The sequence below is a fragment of the Ruegeria sp. C8 genome (genome assembly GCF_056537565.1).
This window is the reverse complement of sequence record NZ_JBQFRV010000011.1, coordinates 128,248-145,499: the sequence shown is the minus strand read 5'-3', so window position 1 is coordinate 145,499 and position 17,252 is coordinate 128,248. Positions and strand designations below refer to the sequence as shown.

General features: G+C 58.7%; 14 protein-coding genes and 2 pseudogenes. 11 read left to right on the top strand and 5 right to left on the bottom strand.

Going from position 1 to position 17,252, the window contains the following annotated elements; genetic code table 11:
• The first annotated feature begins 1 nt into the window (after nt 1).
• From ACR0KL_RS15430 to ACR0KL_RS15390, 9 genes and pseudogenes are all read left to right on the top strand, one after another.
• Entirely contained in the window at nt 2–1,423 is a 1,422-nt protein-coding gene (locus ACR0KL_RS15430) for an aminobutyraldehyde dehydrogenase (RefSeq protein ID WP_480777224.1), read from the top strand.
• Complete coding sequence (locus ACR0KL_RS15425) at nt 1,416–2,162, top strand: SDR family NAD(P)-dependent oxidoreductase (RefSeq protein WP_480777223.1); 747 nt, start codon at nt 1,416–1,418, stop codon at nt 2,160–2,162. Before ACR0KL_RS15430 ends, ACR0KL_RS15425 begins: the two co-directional genes overlap by 8 nt.
• Entirely contained in the window at nt 2,162–3,088 is a 927-nt protein-coding gene (locus ACR0KL_RS15420; RefSeq protein ID WP_170680062.1) for a 3-hydroxyacyl-CoA dehydrogenase NAD-binding domain-containing protein, read from the top strand. The genes ACR0KL_RS15425 and ACR0KL_RS15420 overlap by 1 nt, the downstream gene beginning before the upstream one ends.
• A 465-nt stretch (nt 3,089–3,553) precedes the next feature.
• Nucleotides 3,554–3,844 carry an oxidoreductase C-terminal domain-containing protein gene (locus tag ACR0KL_RS15415; protein ID WP_480555263.1) on the top strand — a complete coding sequence of 97 codons (291 nt, stop codon included), beginning with the start codon at nt 3,554–3,556 and terminating at the stop codon, nt 3,842–3,844.
• 545 nt (nt 3,845–4,389) lie between these two features.
• Nucleotides 4,390–4,692, top strand: coding sequence for a hypothetical protein (locus tag ACR0KL_RS15410; RefSeq protein WP_480555261.1), 303 nt, complete (start codon nt 4,390–4,392; stop codon nt 4,690–4,692).
• Nucleotides 4,693–4,718: 26 nt separating this feature from the next.
• Nucleotides 4,719–4,853 (top strand): annotated as a pseudogene (locus tag ACR0KL_RS15405) (glycine betaine ABC transporter substrate-binding protein); the annotation flags it as partial.
• A gap of 109 nt (nt 4,854–4,962) precedes the next feature.
• The gene (locus ACR0KL_RS15400) at nt 4,963–5,109 is read left to right on the top strand and encodes a hypothetical protein (RefSeq protein ID WP_480777232.1); all 147 of its coding nucleotides are present in this window, start codon (nt 4,963–4,965) and stop codon (nt 5,107–5,109) included.
• Nucleotides 5,110–5,249: 140 nt separating this feature from the next.
• Nucleotides 5,250–5,381, top strand: coding sequence for a hypothetical protein (locus ACR0KL_RS15395; RefSeq protein WP_480555257.1), 132 nt, complete (start codon nt 5,250–5,252; stop codon nt 5,379–5,381).
• A 222-nt stretch (nt 5,382–5,603) separates the two neighbouring features.
• A pseudogene (locus ACR0KL_RS15390) lies at nt 5,604–6,275 on the top strand (ATP-binding cassette domain-containing protein); the annotation flags it as partial.
• Nucleotides 6,276–6,642: 367 nt separating this feature from the next.
• On the opposite strand, the gene ACR0KL_RS15385 reads toward ACR0KL_RS15390, so the two are convergent.
• Nucleotides 6,643–7,596 (bottom strand): helix-turn-helix domain-containing protein, encoded by a 954-nt coding sequence (locus tag ACR0KL_RS15385; RefSeq protein WP_170680063.1) that lies wholly within the window; start codon nt 7,594–7,596, stop codon nt 6,643–6,645.
• Between the two features lie 82 nt (nt 7,597–7,678).
• On the opposite strand from ACR0KL_RS15385, the gene ACR0KL_RS15380 reads away from it, so the two are divergent.
• Nucleotides 7,679–10,159: a CoA transferase gene (locus tag ACR0KL_RS15380; protein ID WP_480777222.1), complete on the top strand. Its 2,481-nt coding sequence runs from the start codon at nt 7,679–7,681 to the stop codon at nt 10,157–10,159.
• 4 nt (nt 10,160–10,163) lie between these two features.
• Nucleotides 10,164–11,807 (top strand): N,N-dimethylformamidase beta subunit family domain-containing protein, encoded by a 1,644-nt coding sequence (locus ACR0KL_RS15375; RefSeq protein WP_170680065.1) that lies wholly within the window; start codon nt 10,164–10,166, stop codon nt 11,805–11,807.
• 675 nt (nt 11,808–12,482) lie between these two features.
• Here ACR0KL_RS15375 and ACR0KL_RS15370 read toward each other — a convergent pair.
• From ACR0KL_RS15370 to ACR0KL_RS15355, 4 genes are read right to left on the bottom strand one after another with little or no spacing between them, the layout of a single operon-like run.
• Nucleotides 12,483–13,547, bottom strand: a complete 1,065-nt coding sequence (locus ACR0KL_RS15370) for an ABC transporter ATP-binding protein (protein WP_170680066.1) — start codon at nt 13,545–13,547, stop codon at nt 12,483–12,485.
• Nucleotides 13,547–14,794, bottom strand: coding sequence for an MGH1-like glycoside hydrolase domain-containing protein (locus ACR0KL_RS15365; protein WP_480555253.1), 1,248 nt, complete (start codon nt 14,792–14,794; stop codon nt 13,547–13,549). Before ACR0KL_RS15365 ends, ACR0KL_RS15370 begins: the two co-directional genes overlap by 1 nt.
• 5 nt (nt 14,795–14,799) lie before the next feature.
• On the bottom strand, nt 14,800–16,008 hold the full coding sequence (locus ACR0KL_RS15360) for a carbohydrate ABC transporter permease (protein ID WP_170680068.1): 1,209 nt from the start codon (nt 16,006–16,008) through the stop codon (nt 14,800–14,802).
• On the bottom strand, nt 16,008–17,243 hold the full coding sequence (locus ACR0KL_RS15355) for a carbohydrate ABC transporter permease (protein ID WP_170680069.1): 1,236 nt from the start codon (nt 17,241–17,243) through the stop codon (nt 16,008–16,010). Before ACR0KL_RS15355 ends, ACR0KL_RS15360 begins: the two co-directional genes overlap by 1 nt.
• Between the last annotated feature and the right edge of the window lie 9 nt (nt 17,244–17,252).

Genomic DNA, 17,252 nt, shown 5'->3' with positions numbered 1-17,252 from the left:
CATGCAGACAAAGATGTTGATCAATGGCGAGCTTGTTGAAGGAGGCGGGGCAGCGATCCCTGTCCTGAACCCGGCAACCGGAGAAGAGATTTGCACCATCAATGCCGCGACCTCGGAACAAGCAGACGCCGCGGCCGCCGGTGCGCATGAGGCGTTTGACACGTTCGGGCAGACCAGCCCGGCGGAACGGTCGCAACTGCTGACAAATATCGCCGATGTCCTCCAAGCCAATATCGAGGAGTTGGCCGAGTTGGAAAGTCTGGACGCAGGCAAGCCCTGGCCCTCGGCGCTGAACGATGAAACCCCACTGACGCTGGACACCTTCCGCTTTTTCGCCGGTGCCGCGCGCACTATGACCGGGGTGACGGCGGGCGAATACGTAGCTGGTCACACTAGCATGATCCGCAAAGATCCGGTTGGACCGGTGGCGGCGATTGCCCCATGGAACTACCCTTTGATGATGGCCGCCTGGAAGCTGGCTGCGCCATTGGCGGCGGGCTGTCCCGTGACGCTGAAACCCTCTCAGCTCACGCCACTTTCCACATTGAAGGCCGCCGAGCTGATTGCAGACATCGCCCCCAAAGGCGTCGTGAACGTTCTACACGGTTCGGGCCGCGAGATCGGCAGCCAGATGATCAACGACCCGCGCACCGAGGCGATTTCGATCACCGGGTCCAATGCGACCGGGGTCGAGGCGATGAAAGCGGCCTCTCGTCAGATTCGCCACGTGCATTTGGAGCTGGGCGGCAAGGCCCCCGTGATCGTCTTTGACGACGCCGATATCGACGCGGTGGCGGAAACCGTTCGCTATGGCTCGTTCTTCAACGCCGGTCAGGATTGCGCGCAACCCTGCCGCCTGCTGGTGCAGGATGCAGTCTATGACACGGTGGTCGCCGCTGTGCTCGATCAGATTGGGCAGATCAAGGTTGGGGCGCAAAAGGCTGAGGGCACGGAAATGGGCCCGATCATCTCGGCCGGACAACGCGACACCGTGGCCGGTTTTGTCGACCGCGCGCGGGATACTTGCGAGGTTGTCGCCGGTGGTAGGATGATCGACGGCCCAGGCTTCTTCTATGAACCCACAGTGCTCGCGAATGTGCCCCATGATGCGGAAGTGTTCTGCAACGAGATCTTCGGCCCCGTCGTTACGATCTCGCGGTTCAGCGACGAGGACGAAGCGCTGCGGGTTGCCAATGCCGGGCCGTTCGGGCTGGCTTCGTCGGTTTGGACCAACAATACCGGGCGGGTGATGCGGATGTCGGCGAAACTGCGTTACGGATTTACCTGGGTAAATATCCACGGCGTCGCTACCCCGGAGATGCCCTGGGCAGCGATGAAATCTTCGGGAACAGGCTGTGATATGAGCGTCTTTGCACTCGATGCCTACACCGCCGTCAGACATGTGATGATCGCCCATGGATAATTGCGCGATTATCACCGGCGGAAGCCGGGGGATTGGCCGGGCTATTGTGGACCGGCTGTTGGCAGACGGTTTTGATGTTGTCACATGCGGACGCGGTGCCCGGCCTGAGGACATGCCGGAAGCGGTAGTTTGGGTCATGGCGGATGTGTCGAAAACCGGCGATGCGGCGATGCTGATCAAAGCCGCAAACAACGCATTCGGTCGCGTCACCTTGTTGGTCAACAACGCCGGCGTTCAGGTCGAAAAAACCGTGGCCGACAGCGATGATGACGATTGGGATCTGGTGATGAACGTGAACTGCAAAGGCGTGTTCAACATGTGCCGCTTGGCCTTGTTGGATATGGCCGAACATGGCGGCAACATCATCAATATTGGGTCAATCTCCGGCATGGTCGCGGACCCAAGCATGGCGCTTTACAATGCGTCCAAGGCATTTGTTCACGGGCTGACCCGCTCGATTGCCGTTGATCACGGGCCCAAAGTACGCTGCAACGCGATCCGCCCGGGCTGGATCATGACGGAGATGGCCGAGGACGGGTTTGCCCTGGCAAAAGACCCTGAGAAAGCCATAGCCGACGCATTGGCCCGCCACCCGGTGGGCCGGTTCGGGGAACCCGCCGACATTGCCAACATGGTAAGTTGGCTGGCCTCGGATCAGTCGGCCTACGTGTCTGGCGAATGTTTCACGGTCGATGGCGGCATGACTGCTGCCTCGCCCCTCAACCCGGGATTGTTCTGATGGAATTTGCACATACGGCCTGCCTTGGTGGTGGTGTCATCGGGGCCAGCTGGGCGGCGCTTTTCTTGGCTTCTGGACGTTCGGTTGCGGTGTTCGATCCGGCGTCGGAGGTGGAAAAGCATGTGCGCGACTATGTCGAGATGGCCTGGCCAACCCTGACCGAGCTGGGGCTGACCGAGAACGGCGCTCCTGACGCAATCAGCTTTCACGACAGTGCCGCCAAGGCAGTCGCCGGAGCCGCGTTCATCCAGGAAAATGTGCCTGAACGCCTGCCCATCAAACACGCCACCTTTGCCGAGATCGAGCCAGTTCTGGACCCGCAGGCCATTGTCGCCAGTTCCGCCTCGGGCCTGATGCTGAGCCAGATGCAGGGAGGCTGGAAAGATCCCGCACGCTTCGTGCTGGGGCACCCGTTCAATCCGCCCCACCTGATCCCGTTGGTGGAAATCCTGGGCAATGACCTGACCGACCCGGCGGCAGTGGACGGGGCCGAACGGTTTTACGAAGCAGTGGGAAAGGTTACCATCCGGGTGAACAAGGAAAAGAACGGCCACGTCGCGAACCGCTTGCAAGCCGCAATCTGGCGCGAAGCGATTTCATTGGTGGTCGAAGGCGTGGCGAGCGTCGAAGACGTGGACAAGGCAGTCTGGGCAGGACCCGGCCTGCGTTGGGCCGCGATGGGGCCAACCATGCTTTTCAACCTGGGCGCGGGCGCAGGCGGGCTTCAGGCGTTTTGCGACCATTTCACCGACACTTTCAACAGCTGGTGGGATGATCTGGGACAGGTGCGTCTGGATGAGGATGTTTCGCGCACCTTGATCGAAGGCGTGCGCGACGAGGCACGCGGGCAAAGCCTCGCCGAGCTGTCAGCGAAACGCGACGCGTTGATCCTGGCGATGCAGAAAGCCATTTCAGGTTTGCGTTAGTTGATGAACCACGTTTTGGCTATTGGCACCGGGCAGGCCGGGTTTTCGGACTGCGCTAACTTGCGCAAGCGTGGGCATGTAGGGCCGATCACACCTATTGGATAGGAGCGCGAGCCGCCCTATCAACGCCATCCGCTGTCCAAGGCCTATCTTCTGGGCGAGATGGCGCGCGAGCGGTTGTTTCTGCGGCCTGCAGCTTATCGCGGCGAGAATGACATCACTCAACGTACAGGCTGCCGTATCGTTGAAATACACGGGTTCAACAGGCAGGTGCGCACCGAAACAGACGGCTCCGTCTTCGATGATCATCTTGTGCCGTCAACTGGTTCACGTCCGCCGTGCTTGCCAGATGCCTTAGGGGGGAGCCTGAACAGCGTGTTGACGATGCGCGATTTGGCAGATGCCAAGGCGTTTGCGTTCCGCGCGTAGTTGGGGAGCAATGCGCTGGTAGTCGGTCGGGGCTAATTGGAGCTTGAAGCCGCAGGGGTGCAGGTCAAGCTGGGCCTGCCCGTGACCTTGTTGGAAGCGGCGGTTCGCATTTTGTCGCAGGCGACCTCGGTCCATTTCCGCGCGTTGCATCTAGCAAATCAACACTATTTGGCTGATGCAACGATTCTCGGGCGCCGCGCATCCCATAAAGCCAAGCCATGGTTCTGGTCGGGTCAGAATGCCACCAAGCTCCAAATCGTGGGCTTGTCGGCGGGCCACCACGAGGTCGTGCACCGGGCTGTTGACAACGGGGCGTTGTCGCTTTGATACTATCTTGTCGACACGTTTTTGGCGGTCGACGCGATCAACGACCCGCGCGGGTAAACGATCGCGAAACGCTTGATCGATGCGTGCAAAACTCCACCGAAATCACTTGTCGCAGCCCTAAGCGTCACGGCCAGAGACCTGCTGTAAGCCAGACCTGATTTGCTTCCCGATTCTCGCCTCGTCAGGAAATCCTGGCGAGGTTTTCCATTTTGACGGCGGAGAACAAGAAACCTGCAAAATATGACGGATCAGGTTCAGGTCGCGGCGAAAACGTATCTTGCGAATTAAAATGTGCGCAATCCTGAATGCCACCGGATCAACCCAGGGCGTGGAAAACCGCGCTGCGCCCCTCCGGATACGAATAACTGGGAGACCGAAATGACCTTCAAGAGAATGCTTGCCGCACCCACCCTTTTTACCGCTCTGGGACCTCGTCCGACTTTGCCGACTGTGACGAGGTGTCGATCACCGAAATGGATTGAGCCTCGTCGGCGGTTGTGACGTCGGTTGCCAAGTTCCTGCTCGAAACCGGCTAGGGCTGCACGGTGAACACGGTACCATCCTCGACCAACCCGGCGATGGCTTCGATTGCGGAAACCGATGAGCCGGGCATCCTTACGGAACTCTGGACAAAGTCCTCGCCGGTCTATGAAGAGTTGCGCCGTAAAGGATTGCTGGTCGAGCTTAGCCATGTTCTGGCCGATGGCGGCGTCGAGGCCTGGTGGATCCTCGTCTATCTGGCCGAAGCTCATCCCGAATTGAAAACGCCGGAAGGTATCTTGGCCACCCGCAACTGGTCGGAGGGCAGTTCCATGATTGCCCCGCCGGTTGGGCGTGAGATGCGGTGAACCCGATTAATGCCAAGGCAGTGGATATGGCCGGCCACGGGATTGACCGGTTCCAGCACGGATCGGGCGAAACCTTGGCCACCGCCATCGCTGCGGCATTTGCCGCAAAGGAACCCTGGTTCGGTTACTACTGGGCGCCAACTTCGGTGCTGGGCAAATACCCGATGGTGCAGGTGGAAACCACGCCCTTCGATCAGAGCGCGCATTCCTGCAACGGGGACCCCGAATGCGCCACGCCTATACTGCCCCGCCCGTCCCACCGCCAAGGTCGTGCCCGGCATTGCCCCCAGCCTCCTGGAGCGCGAACCCGCGGTGGTCGAGTTCCTCAAGCTGATGTCGTTTACCAACGACCAGATAGTGCTGGCCTGGCAGGATGAAAACAACGCGTCCTATGAACGGGCCGCGGCCATTTCTTGATCAACTATCACGATACATGGTCGCATTCGCTCAGGGACGAAGCACGTGGCAAGCTGTCCGCGCTGTTGAAGTAACCCCCTGCGGACACTTACTACCTCGCCGTGTAGAAGGCGAGGCCTTTCCCAAGACAAGAGGGGCGCATGGCCTTCTATGACAAGCTTTTCGACGCACTTGGTCTGCGCGACTGGTGCCACGCCAATACAGAAGGCGAGCCGATTTCGATGGCGCAGATGTTGGCCCAAATAGGACGGCGATCAAGTGGACGCAAATAGTGAAATGCTCCCCTTCCCGTCGCTCGACAACCTACATTACAGCTATGCAGCGATTGCCCAAACTCGGGATATGACCATGGAGATCGAAGACTTGATTCTTTCGATGCGAGACGGGTTGAAATTGGTGTTGGATCCGCGGACCCAACAGCTCAGCTGGGCACTTGACGGAACGCACCACCTTTTTTTCGCTCTGCCTTGGTCGGTCTTGGTACCGCTCCTGGTCGCGCCGGTTTGGGCAAGGCCGACCTTCTGACCGACCGCAAGCACGTGCTCGGACTACGGGATATCCATGTTGATATGCAGGCTGGCGAAACGACCGTGCTCATGGGCCTGTCCGGGTCGGACAAATCGACACTGATCCGCCACCTGAATCGCCTGATCGAACCCACAACGGGCGAGATCCTGTTGGATGGCGAAGACGCAACATAGCCGTTCGCCGCGGACCTGCGCCGTTTGCAACAAAAGAAGATGTCGATGGTGTTCCAGAAATTCGCCCTGCTGCCCCATGGCACGGTCCTGCAAAACGCCGCGATGGCATAGCAAATTCAGGATGTCGACTAACAAACCTGCGAGGATCGGGCGCGCAAATGGTTGGCGCGCGCGGGGCTTAAGGGGTATGAGGCGCGTTATCCTGCACAATTTTCTAGCGGGACGCTACAACGCGTGGGCATTGCACATGCATGGATTTCAAACTCGGACATTGTGCTATTGGACGAGGCATTCTCGGCGCTGGATCCGTTGATCCGCACGGATATGCAGGATCTGCTGCTAGAGTTGTAAGACGAGTTGCGCAAAACCATAATCTTCTTCACCTACGATCGGGATGAAGCGCATAAACTGAAAGATCACCTTGTGGTTTTGAAAGACGGTGCTGTGGTGCAACAGGGCGAGCCGCCCGTAAGCGCGAAAATTTGGGAAATCAACGTTTTTCGCAGATTCAATGAGGGTTTCGTTTTTCCTTAAATCAAACGACGACAGCTTTTTGGTACTGAATGTGGTACGGCATGAAGTAGCGCGAACTGCCACTTTCCGTCCTTCGCGACGGATACAACAGTTTGCTTCAAAGTCTGCTTTAAGGGCCTCTGGGCTTCACCACAGACCTCTATAACAGCAGGTTAGAGACAATGCCCTGCGGTTCGTGGGGATCGTCCCAACGGCCGTTTTTGAACACTTCGATTAGTGTAAGCAATGCTCAGCAAAGCCCGAAAATTTGTTGCTTGCCTTTTGCAGGGCAATTTTCGCAAAGCTTAGGTTGAAATAGTCACAGATTCGCCCGGCGATCCTGAAGCGGATCGGTTACGAAATTCTTGCGCAGGCTGCGTGTCAGGGTGGTCGAACTCGCAAAACCGCAACGCAAAGCGATTTGATCGAGTGAGAGGTCGCTATGTCTAAGCAACTCGCGGGCGCGGGCCAGGCGAAGCAGTAAGTAGTATCGCCCAGGCGTCGTCTGCAATTCTGCCCAGAACGGACGGCGCAAGGACCGTTCAGATATGTGTGCCTGTTCCGCTAGGGCGGGGATAGACAGCGCCGTTTCGAGCGTTTCGGACATGAGCACAACGACACGTTTGAGCTTCGGGGACACCGCTTGCGACAATGCCTGATCGGGATATGAGGCGCCGTGCCGTCGGGCGTTATCGTGTAGGAACATTGCACCGGCATCAAATGCGACCGAGGCGCCAAACCGCTCTCGAATGAATTTCAACATCAGATCAATCGCCGCCGCCGCGCTGCCGCATGTCCAGAAACGGTCGTCTTGCACATGGCGATCGGGAAGGACGTTGACCTCGGGAAACTCCTCGGCGAATTCCTCAAGAAGCTGCCAGTGCAACGTGGCATTCCGAGCGTTCAGAAACCCGCCCCGCGCCAACACCCAAGCACCGGTATCGGCTGCAATCACCGTTGCGCTCTGCATAAATTGTCCAAGACTGCGGGCGGCGGTCACGCCTTTGGTGTCGCGAAAGGCGTCGCCACCTATGATAATGACCAGATCAGGTTTGGGCGAGTCTACAATCGACATGTCCGGCGAAACGCTCAGACCGCTGGAACTGCTTACGGTACGGTCGCCATCCGTCAGGATATTCCAGCGGATATCTGCACCGGTTTGATCGCGCACCACCCGCAACGGTTCAAGCAGGCATGCAAGCACCATATTGGAAAAGGCATTGCACAGGAAAACAGAGACGTGGAAGGGATGCATTGGCAGAATAGATCTCATTTTTGGCAGGATGAATATGAAACACGCCCAGACAATTTCATAGATTTGTGGGGGTAAACCGTCGGAACAGGATCCAGTAACCATGCAGAACCGCCCGCTTTCCCACATTCGTGTCCTTGATTTTGGGCATTTTCTGGCCGGACCGTTGGTCGGGATGATGCTGGCCGATCTCGGGGCCGAGGTGATCCGCATTGATCCGCCAGGTGGACCCAGGTGGCAGGACCCCGCTTTCGACATGTTATCGCGTGGCAAGCGTGCGCTCGCGCTTGATCTCAAGACAGCCGACGGACGCAATACGGCGCTAGATCTGGTTCGCCGCGCTGACGTGGTGATCGAGAACTTCCGTCCCGGCGTGATGGAGCGGCTGGGGCTTGGGCCGGAGGCGCTCAGGCATGTGAACGCCGACATCGTCTCGCTTTCGTTGCCCGGTTTTGCGTCAACCGATCCCGAGCTCGCCGGGATGGCAGCCTGGGAAGCGGTGATCGCGGCGCGCACTGGGCAATTTACCGACATGGGGTTGAACCGTCGGCTGATGGGGATCAACCCTTCCTTTACCCCGCTGGGACTGGCCTCGGCCTATGGTGCCGCATTCGGCGCGATGTCGGTCCTATTTGCGTTGGCCGCGCGGCCCCGGACGGGAGGCGACCACATCGAAGTACCGCTTGCGTCTGCCCTGCTGGAGGGGCTGGTTTACAATTGCGAACAGATCGAGGGCTACCCCGAGCGCTACAAATCTCCGCGTGAGTTGGAGTTGGAGCGGCGCGCGCGCGAAGGCCTGCCCAACAACCTGAGCTTTGCCGAGCTCTCCGAATTTCTTGATCCGTTCTACCGCACCTATAACTGTGCCGATGGACGAGGGTTTTACATCGTATCCTGCTCGATCGTGAACCATCCCCAAAGAGTGCTGGAGGTTCTCGGTCTTGGCGATCTGTTGAAGGAATTGCCGGATTTTGATGTCTATGTCGATCAGGCGGATTGGCCCGCGGAATGGGCTTTGCGCAGCTATCCGGTGGGGGTAGGTGATCGCAGGCGACTGGCTGATGCTATGAAAGCAGCCTTCCTGACCCGTCCTGCGCATGAATGGGAAGAACTTTTCGGAGCGGCTAAGGCTCCGGCCACAGCGCAACGCAGCACGGCCGAATGGCTGGCCGACCCCCATGCGTTGACCTCGGGGCTGGTGGTCGCGTTTGACGATCCCCGCCACGGTCAGATGCGGCAGATGGGCAACGTCGCTTGGCTGGCCGATGATCCAGGCGCAATGGATAAAACCGCTGGGCCACAGCGGGACGATTTTCGGGATGCGCTGAGCGGCGTTCTTGCAGAGACGCCGCGAAAACCCATGGGCGGCGATGGCGAAGGCCTCTGGCTTGACAGGCTGAAGGTGCTGGATCTGACCAACGTTATTGCCGGACCGACCATCGGGTCTACACTGGTTCGGTTCGGGGCGCAGGTCACGCTGGTACAGCCCGTGCAGCCTTCGGTCGATCCGTGGAACGCGGTGGTGTTCGGGCTGCATGCGCAGCGAGGCAAGAAAAGCGTGTTGCTCGATCTGCGCTCGGAACAGGGGCAAGAGGCGCTATGGCGAATGGTGGCGCGGGCCGACGTGATAACCACGAACGGCACCGATCAGCAACGTGATGCACTGGGCCTGAGCGAAGCGCGACTGAAGGAACTCAATCCGCAGCTCATTATGGTGCAGCTTGATGCGTGGGGCGGACCGCGTCGGGGGCCGAAATCGGATCACCTTGGCTATGACGACCTCGCGCAAGCCGCGACAGGTGTGATGACCCGCTTTGGTGGTGGCCCTAAGACACCCGAGGAGCACGCTCATTTCGGCACGATCGACGCGCTGACCGGGCATTGTGCCTGCGTGGCTCTCGGAGCGGCGCTGGAACGGTTAAGGGTGACCGGCAAAGGTGGTGTTGCCCGCGCCTCACTGGCCGCTGCAGGTGAAATGATCCAGGCGCAATTCATGTATGATTTCGAAGGGCGTCCAGCGTTCGACGAGCCTTCAGGACGCGAGGTGCGAGGTTGGGGGCCGTTCTATCGCTGTTATGCCGCCGCCGATGGCTGGATGTTCTTTGCTGCCCCGACAGAGCGGGAAGCGGCCCTTAAACGGGTGCCTGATCTGTCCGATCTCGTCGGAAAGGATGACACCGAATTGGAAGCCGCCCTTGCCGAGCGGTTTGCGCAAAAACCGGTGACAGACTGGATGCACGTCTTTGCCGCCGGCTCGGTGGGTATCACGCCTCTTGGTTCCCTCCATGACACGCGCGACGCAGGCCTGCAGTTCGAAAGCGACGGTAGGATCGACATATCCACGGCGACTTTCCGCGCGGTGCGCCATAATCAGCATCCGATGGGGAGGTGGGTCGACCTTGTCGCGCCCAATGCGGTGCGGCCCGAGAAAGCCTCGATCACGATCCCCGGACCTGCTCCGAAATACGGGCAGGACACGCGCGAAATCCTCGCACGGCTAGGCTATACGAACGAGGAAATCGAGCACATGATCGAAAGCAGCGCAGCTGCCGAAAGCTGGTCAGAGAAGTATTTGCCGGAGTAGACATATGACACAGGACCACCCCGGACCAGCGACCGCGCCGCGCACCCGTGCAAAGGCGCGCCATATCCTTGATAACTACTATGTCGGCCCGGCGCGTGACGAGGCGGTTCTGGAAATCTGGGGCTACACCCCCGAAATGAGCTATTCCCCCGGGGACCGCGTTGCACTGCACGTGTCCACCACGGCAGCGGAATGGGAGCTTGAGATCGGCCGCGACGGGCAGCTCTATGAGCCACTACTGACCAAGAGCGGTCTTCCGGGGGCGCATCATCCAACGCCCCGGGATTGCTCGGTCAAGGGCTGCGGCTGGCCCGAGACCCATGCCTTCACCATCCCCGATGATTGGGCACCCGGCGGTTATCTGGTCAAATTTCGCGCTCGGAAGGGCGATGATGTGGTTGAGGAACACCATGTCATTCTAATCAGAACCGCGCCAGATGCTGCGCCACCGCCCTATGTTCTGGTTTGTGCAACGGGCACCTGGCTGGCCTATAATTGCTGGGGCGGGTCCAATCACTATGAGGGTATCACAGGGCCGAATAGCGATGCATTTTCACCCATCGTCTCCACACAGAGGCCATGGACGCGCGGGTTCTGCAAACTGCCCGAGGGCGCACCGCGTGCGCTGCGCGAACAGCCGACCAAGCCCGGCGAGATGGTACGCTATCCCTATATGGAGTGGGCCTATGCCTATGGCTATTCCAAGAAATACGCTTCGGCGGGCTGGGCAAGCTATGAACGTCATTTCGCCCGTTGGGCCGAGGCTGAGGGATATGCATTCGACGTGGTCACACAGCACGATCTGCACCGCGACCCTCCTCTTCTGAACCGCTATGCCTGTGCCGTTTTCGTTGGCCACGATGAATACTGGAGCGCGGATATGCGCGATGCTGTCGATGCCTATGTCGATTCCGGGGGGCATGTCGCGCGGTTTGCCGGGAATTTCCTGTGGCAGACCCGGATCGAGGACGAAGGCCGCACACAGGTCTGCTACAAGTATATCGCAGATCAGGACCCTTTGATGGGGACTGATCAAGAGCACCTTGTCACGGGTGCGTTCGAGGTAAACCCAATGAACCGTCCCGGCGCGTTGACCTTCGGGGTTAACGCCCTGCGCGGCGTCTATGCCGGACTTGGCAACTGTGTTGGCGGCGGTACGGGTGGCTTTACGATTTACCGGTCCGATCATTGGGCCTTTGACGGAGCCGGGCTCGGTTATGGGGACGTGCTGGGCGCGCGATCGCGGATTTTCGGCTACGAGGTTGACGGGCTGGACTACTGTTTCGAGGATGGGTTGCCCTTTCCGACCTGCACGGATGGTGCCGTGCCGGAGATCGACATCCTCGCAATGGGGCTCGCAACCAATATCGAGGCCGATCACGGTATTTGGGGTGAAACGCTCTACATCGGGTCAGCGGATGCGGCGTTCAAAGCGCAGGTGCTCTTCGGAGAGGTCACGCCCGAAACCTTGGACGCCTGCAAACGCGGCAACGGAATGATCATCTCGTGGCCGCGTGGCAAGGGCGAGATATTCACCGCTGCGACCTGCGAATGGGTCGCGGGCCTGATCCGGCAGGACGACCAAGTCGAACAGATCACACGCAACGTCCTTAACAGGTTTGGCAAATCGAGGGACCGCTGGCGGTAGCTTCTGCGTCTGTCCGAGCAGCCAGTCCTTGAAGGAGGCAACGTCCTTGTCACTTTCCTGTTCACTGAACCAGAACGGATGTGTTGCAATCTTTCGAGTCTTGTCGACGAGCCTTCGTGATCTTAGGTTTGTACTGATCGAAAAATTTTCGAACAGGTTTTGGCATGAACTCGTCGAAAGGCTGTCATTCCCCAAGGTTGCAGTTTTGCACGCCATAGTTCTATCTGCGGTACACGGTGTCCAATCGTGACTTCGAAGATATCATGGCTGAACGCGGCGGCCGGTGGACCGCGCCACTCTCAATAGGTAGGTTCTCAAGACACGCCGATGATCGCTATTCACGCGCATTAGAAAAGCGAACAAAATCCTTAGTCGGCTTCGTTGCTCAGTCAAAATCCAAACAGTCAGGTCAAATTTCTTGAAAACTTGATCGAGCAGGATCATCGCTTCATCAAGTGCAACAGACTGCACATATGCGCGTTCAAGTCGTTCAGATCTGCCTCGGCTGCAATGGACAGTATTGAGATCGCCAACATTACTGGAAGCGGCATTTCTCTAGCTCCACGCCGGCTGGTTTTCGGCTATTTGCCAAGATCTCAGGATAGGGTGTCCAGTGAGTCGCTGGCTCTGGCCATTCCAGAAGCTTGCGACACATCCCCAAACATCTCAAAAGTGTCACACCCGTTCATCTGGGCTAATCGTCTGCCCTGCCGCGTCGAAAAATTGCAGTTTCTCGGGTGCAAAATACAAGCCGATTTGCGCTCCGGCTTTGATCTGCGTGTCCCCGCCAAGGCGAACCGTCACCTTCTCCTCAAACCCGCAATCGACGATGACGAACATGTCTGCGCCAAGATACTCGACCACCTCGACCTTGCCGTCGCTGTGACCCGAGCCGGGTTCGACCACACTTATATGTTCCGGACGGATGCCCAGCATCGTAGCGGTACCAGTCCGATCAAACGGGCCGCCTCCACCGTTCTCCAGCTGGAACTGATCGCCGGAAACAGTGCAGGGAATGACGTTCATTTTCGGACTGCCGATGAACTGCGCCACGAACAAGTTGGCGGGGCGTTCGTATAGTTCGCGTGGGGTCCCGACCTGTGCAATCTTGCCGAATTCCAGCACCACGATACGATCAGCCAGTGTCATCGCTTCGACCTGATCATGAGTCACATAGATCATGGTGCGGTTCAGGCTCTGGTGAAGCTTGGCAATCTCATACCGCATCTCGACCCTAAGAGCGGCGTCTAGGTTGGATAGCGGCTCATCGAACAAGAATGCGGTGGGATCACGCACAATTGACCGACCGATTGCAACGCGCTGACGCTGGCCGCCGGACAGGTCTTTAGGTTTGCGCTCCAAATAAGGTTCCAGCTTGAGTACCTCGGCGGCTTTACCCACGCGTTCGGCGATTTCACCCTTGGATACGCCCGCCACTTTCAGCGAGAACCCCATGTTTTCGGCTACCGTCAGGTGAGGATAAAGAGCGTAGGACTGGAACACCATGGTCAGCCCGCGCTTAGAGGGCGGATTGTCGGTGACATCATCCCCATTGATCAAAAGAGACCCGCGCGAGATGTCCTCGAGCCCACCGATCATCCGCAACAGGGTCGATTTACCACAGCCCGACGGGCCAACGAAGACGACGAACTCACCCTCTTTGATCTTTAGGTCGATGCCTTTGATCACTTGCACTTCGCCGAACCATTTTTCGACGGAATTGAGCTCTATGCTGCCCATCAGTTCCTCCCTGCCCAATGCAGCCAGACGGCAGCGGTCCATGTGAAAGAGTTGCCCCCGGCAGGACTGCCGGTAATCGGGTCGTAATATTCGGCAAATCCGTGGCCTGCGATCAGACGACCGGTTTTCAGGCGCAGTGCTTCGGCCTCAACCCCGTGGCCCATATCCTTCAGACCGAACCCCGTCAGCATGTTCATGAATGCCCATGTTGGCCCACGCCAATATCGGCGTTCGTCAAACTTGGGCGATTTGTGATCATAGCTAGGGATCGGGTGCGGGACCGTGGTCAAAACAGTTTTCAATCGGTCCAACATTTGCTGGGACTCAATGCCTGCATACCAGCACAGATAGCTTGCATTTGAGACGCTTTCAGCCCATTTGCCCGTATGCGCATTTCGTGAATCAAAGGTGCCCAAAGCCTCGTTCCACAGTGACTTTGCGCCTGCCTCAAGCCGGTCTACGTCTTCACCGAGGCCTTCGGCCCTGATCCCCAATTCCTCGCTGATCGCCAGCAGATCGCGGGCCGCGCGCAGGGTTGTGAAACTCATCGTCGGATCGGCGACGCGGAAAGGGTTCTTCTCAAGCAATTGCTGCTGATCCCAGCCCGCTTCACGCCCAATCTGGACAAGTTTGATGTAGCGGTCATAGTCGTATTTGGTGGGCCGGTCGGCGCTGTTCACGTGGCTCGTGTCGCGACGCTGGTATTCGCCCACGTCTGAGGCATCAATACTCGCCATTGCGTCGTCCCAGTCCGGTGCATTGTCACGCCCAGCCTCCCAAGGGTGGGTGGTGCAGACCGCGCCGTGGTCATCGAGACGCCATGTCATGAACCACCGATGCCAGGCTAGCATAGCGGGGAACAGGGCGCGGAGGCGGGCTTCACCAGCCGCGCGGTCTTTCTCCCATACCCGCCGGGCCATGGTAGCCGCCAACGGTGGCTGGGTTACGCCAGAGGAGGCAATCGGCCCGATGCCGCCCCAGACATCCGGCCCGGGGAAATAGCCCGGATCCGTTTTGTGGAACAGGATGTGGGGAACCATGCCGTCCTCCCACTGGCCTGAGAACAGCGTCTCAAGCTCGGTCCAGGCGCGGTCGATATCGAACTCGGCAAAGCCCAGCGCAGCGATCGCGCTGTCCCAGTTCCATTGGTAGGGATAGAGCCCGCTGGTCGGGATCGTATAGCCACCCCGATCATTGGCGATCAGGATATTGCGTGCTGACTCTGTCGGCGAAGTAAAGTGGTTCATTTCTGTCATCCTTTGACCGAGCCTGCTGTCAGGCCTTTGGTCATGAAACGTTCAAGCCCCAGGAACAGGGCCATGATTGGAACAGTGGCAATCACTGCGCCAGCCATGAGGTGTTGGCGAGGGATTTCCGAAGAGTTCAGCATTGTGACGCCTCGGGTTAGAGTGAATTTCGAGGGATCGTCCAGCAGCATGAAAGCCAGAAGGAATTCGTTCCAGGCGATCATGAAGACATAGAGCGACACCGAAGCCAGAGCCGGCAGGCTGAGCGGCAGGGTGATCTTCCAGATCACCGCCAAGCGCGAGAGACCATCCATCAAGCCGGCCTCTTCGACCTCGGTCGGGAGACCACGGAAATACCCCTGCAGCATGTACAGCGCGACCGGGATCGTGGTGACCGGGTAGATCATGACGATGCCCAGGATCGAGTTACGCAGGCCGGTCAGCGAGAACGCGATATAGATCGGCAGCGCTAGAACGATCATCGGCACCATGTAGATCAGCAGGATCGAGCGCGAGAACGCCTTTTGCCCTTTGAACCGGAACCGTGCGACTGCGTAGGCCCCCGGAATGCTGAAGGCCAGCGTGATGAAAACCGTCAGCACCGAGACATAGAAAGACGTCCAAAGGTACGAGCCGAAATTGAAGTCGCGGAACAGTTCCGTATAGCTGCGGAACAATGCCCAGCCCTGATCCAGATCCAGCGAGAAATCTAGCGGGTTCTGCAACAGCGCCTGCTGCGATTTCAGGCTGGTCATCACCATCACATAGAAGGGGATGACCACGATGGCCGTGAAGAAGATATAGCCGAAACCAGTGCAAAACCTGATCACGGCGTCTTCGAACTCGTGGCGGGTCAGTTCGCCAAAGGGCAGCTCTTTCAGGATTTCAGCCATCGACAGATGCATGACCACGGCAATCGAAACCACGGTGACCGATAAAGCCAGCAGAGTTGTGTCCGAGCCGATCAGAACCGGGCCAAAACCGGTCAGGCAGGTCAGACCCAACAGGGCCGACACGCCCGGACGCGCCGAGGCATGACGAGCGGGAAAGCGGACATATGCCAGACCAGCCAACGCGCCCCAGATCAGGCTCAGCAGAACTTGGGGACGGAAGGCCGCGCCCGTGGCGAAGGACATGGTGACCGCAATGGTGGTGGCGATCACCACCAGCCACAGCGCGCCCAGGATCGGGCCAGTGATATATCCTTGGCGCATCACAGACCCTCCTCACGGCTGATGAATTTGAAGAAGACAAAGCTGAAGGCGATCAGACAAAGCAGGATCACCACGGCCACGGCCGCGCCTGCCCCAATGTTCGACACAGCAAAGGCCTGTTCATAGACGTTAACCGTCAGCGTGCGGGTGCCTGCGTTGCCTCCGGTCAGCAGGAAGATGTCGTCGAACTTGTTGAACGTCCAAATGAAGCGCAGAAGGAACAGGACCGACAGGATGCCCAGCAATTGCGGGATGCTCAGCAGCCAGAACTTCTGGAACGGTGAGGCCCCATCCATATCCGCCGCTTCGTACATGCTGGAGTCGATGGACTGCATCCGCGCCAGAATGAACAGGAAGGACAGCGGGAAGTAGCGCCAGATTTCGAACACGGTGACCATGATCAACGCCAGTGGGCGTTCCCCGAAGAAGTTGATCGGCTCGCTGCTCAGCCCCATCTGCACCAGCAGCGCATTAGCCGAGCCTGAGAACGGATCAAACAGCGTGACCCAGGTAAAGGCCACGGCAATGACGGGCGCCACGTAGGGGAACAGGTAAAGACCCCGGATGAACCCCTGCCCCTGGAAGCTCTTGTTCAGCAGCAAGGCCGCGAACAGGCCCATGACCAGCGCGCCAATGGTGCCGAAGACGGTGTAGAAAAGTGTGACCCAAAGCACGCCCCAGAACTCGTCGCCGTCAAACACGCGGGCGAAGTTCTCCAGGCTGAACTCGAAGTTTGTCAGCACGCTGGGGCCGCTGCCGGTGACTGTTGGTTCAGACCCTTCAACCAGATCTTCGAAAGCGTCCGGGTCGCCATCGACCGCAACGGGAACGCGAATGCGCTCGCGTTGGCCACCTTCCAGCGTACCAAAGTCGCAGAACAGCTCTTGCCCGTTCAACACACAGGGGGCTGCAACGTCGCCGAGTGGCGTGACGCCGTCGGGTAGGACATCCCGGACTGTCACGCCATCGATCGCAATATCCTGACTAGAGTTGCGTAGGCGGTATTCGATCCGCAGATCATCACCCGATCCGCGCAGGCTTTCACGCACGACCGGAGCAGGCGGGCGCAGGTCAGACAGGGTGAAGGGTTTAAAGCTGATCCAGAAGATCGCCAGCAATGGCAGGATCACAACCAGCGACACACTGATGATGGTCGGAGCCAGCAGCGTCCAGGCCAGACGCGCCTCGCGTTTGGCTAACGCCCCGGTTCCTGTCGGTGGGGAGGCCGAAGTCATGGGTTACCT

Excerpts from the sequence above, each read along its gene's own strand:
- ACR0KL_RS15365 (WP_480555253.1), bottom strand. The coding sequence starts at position 14,794 with ATGAACCACTTTACTTCGCCGACAGAGTCAGCACGCAATATCCTGATC.
- ACR0KL_RS15360 (WP_170680068.1), bottom strand. The coding sequence starts at position 16,008 with ATGCGCCAAGGATATATCACTGGCCCGATCCTGGGCGCGCTGTGGCTG.
- ACR0KL_RS15380 (WP_480777222.1), top strand. The coding sequence starts at position 7,679 with ATGCAGAACCGCCCGCTTTCCCACATTCGTGTCCTTGATTTTGGGCAT.
- ACR0KL_RS15370 (WP_170680066.1), bottom strand. The coding sequence starts at position 13,547 with ATGGGCAGCATAGAGCTCAATTCCGTCGAAAAATGGTTCGGCGAAGTG.
- ACR0KL_RS15395 (WP_480555257.1), top strand. The coding sequence starts at position 5,250 with ATGGCCTTCTATGACAAGCTTTTCGACGCACTTGGTCTGCGCGACTGG.
- ACR0KL_RS15420 (WP_170680062.1), top strand. The coding sequence starts at position 2,162 with ATGGAATTTGCACATACGGCCTGCCTTGGTGGTGGTGTCATCGGGGCC.
- ACR0KL_RS15355 (WP_170680069.1), bottom strand. The coding sequence starts at position 17,243 with ATGACTTCGGCCTCCCCACCGACAGGAACCGGGGCGTTAGCCAAACGC.
- ACR0KL_RS15375 (WP_170680065.1), top strand. The coding sequence starts at position 10,164 with ATGACACAGGACCACCCCGGACCAGCGACCGCGCCGCGCACCCGTGCA.
- ACR0KL_RS15430 (WP_480777224.1), top strand. The coding sequence starts at position 2 with ATGCAGACAAAGATGTTGATCAATGGCGAGCTTGTTGAAGGAGGCGGG.
- ACR0KL_RS15385 (WP_170680063.1), bottom strand. The coding sequence starts at position 7,596 with ATGAGATCTATTCTGCCAATGCATCCCTTCCACGTCTCTGTTTTCCTG.
- ACR0KL_RS15425 (WP_480777223.1), top strand. The coding sequence starts at position 1,416 with ATGGATAATTGCGCGATTATCACCGGCGGAAGCCGGGGGATTGGCCGG.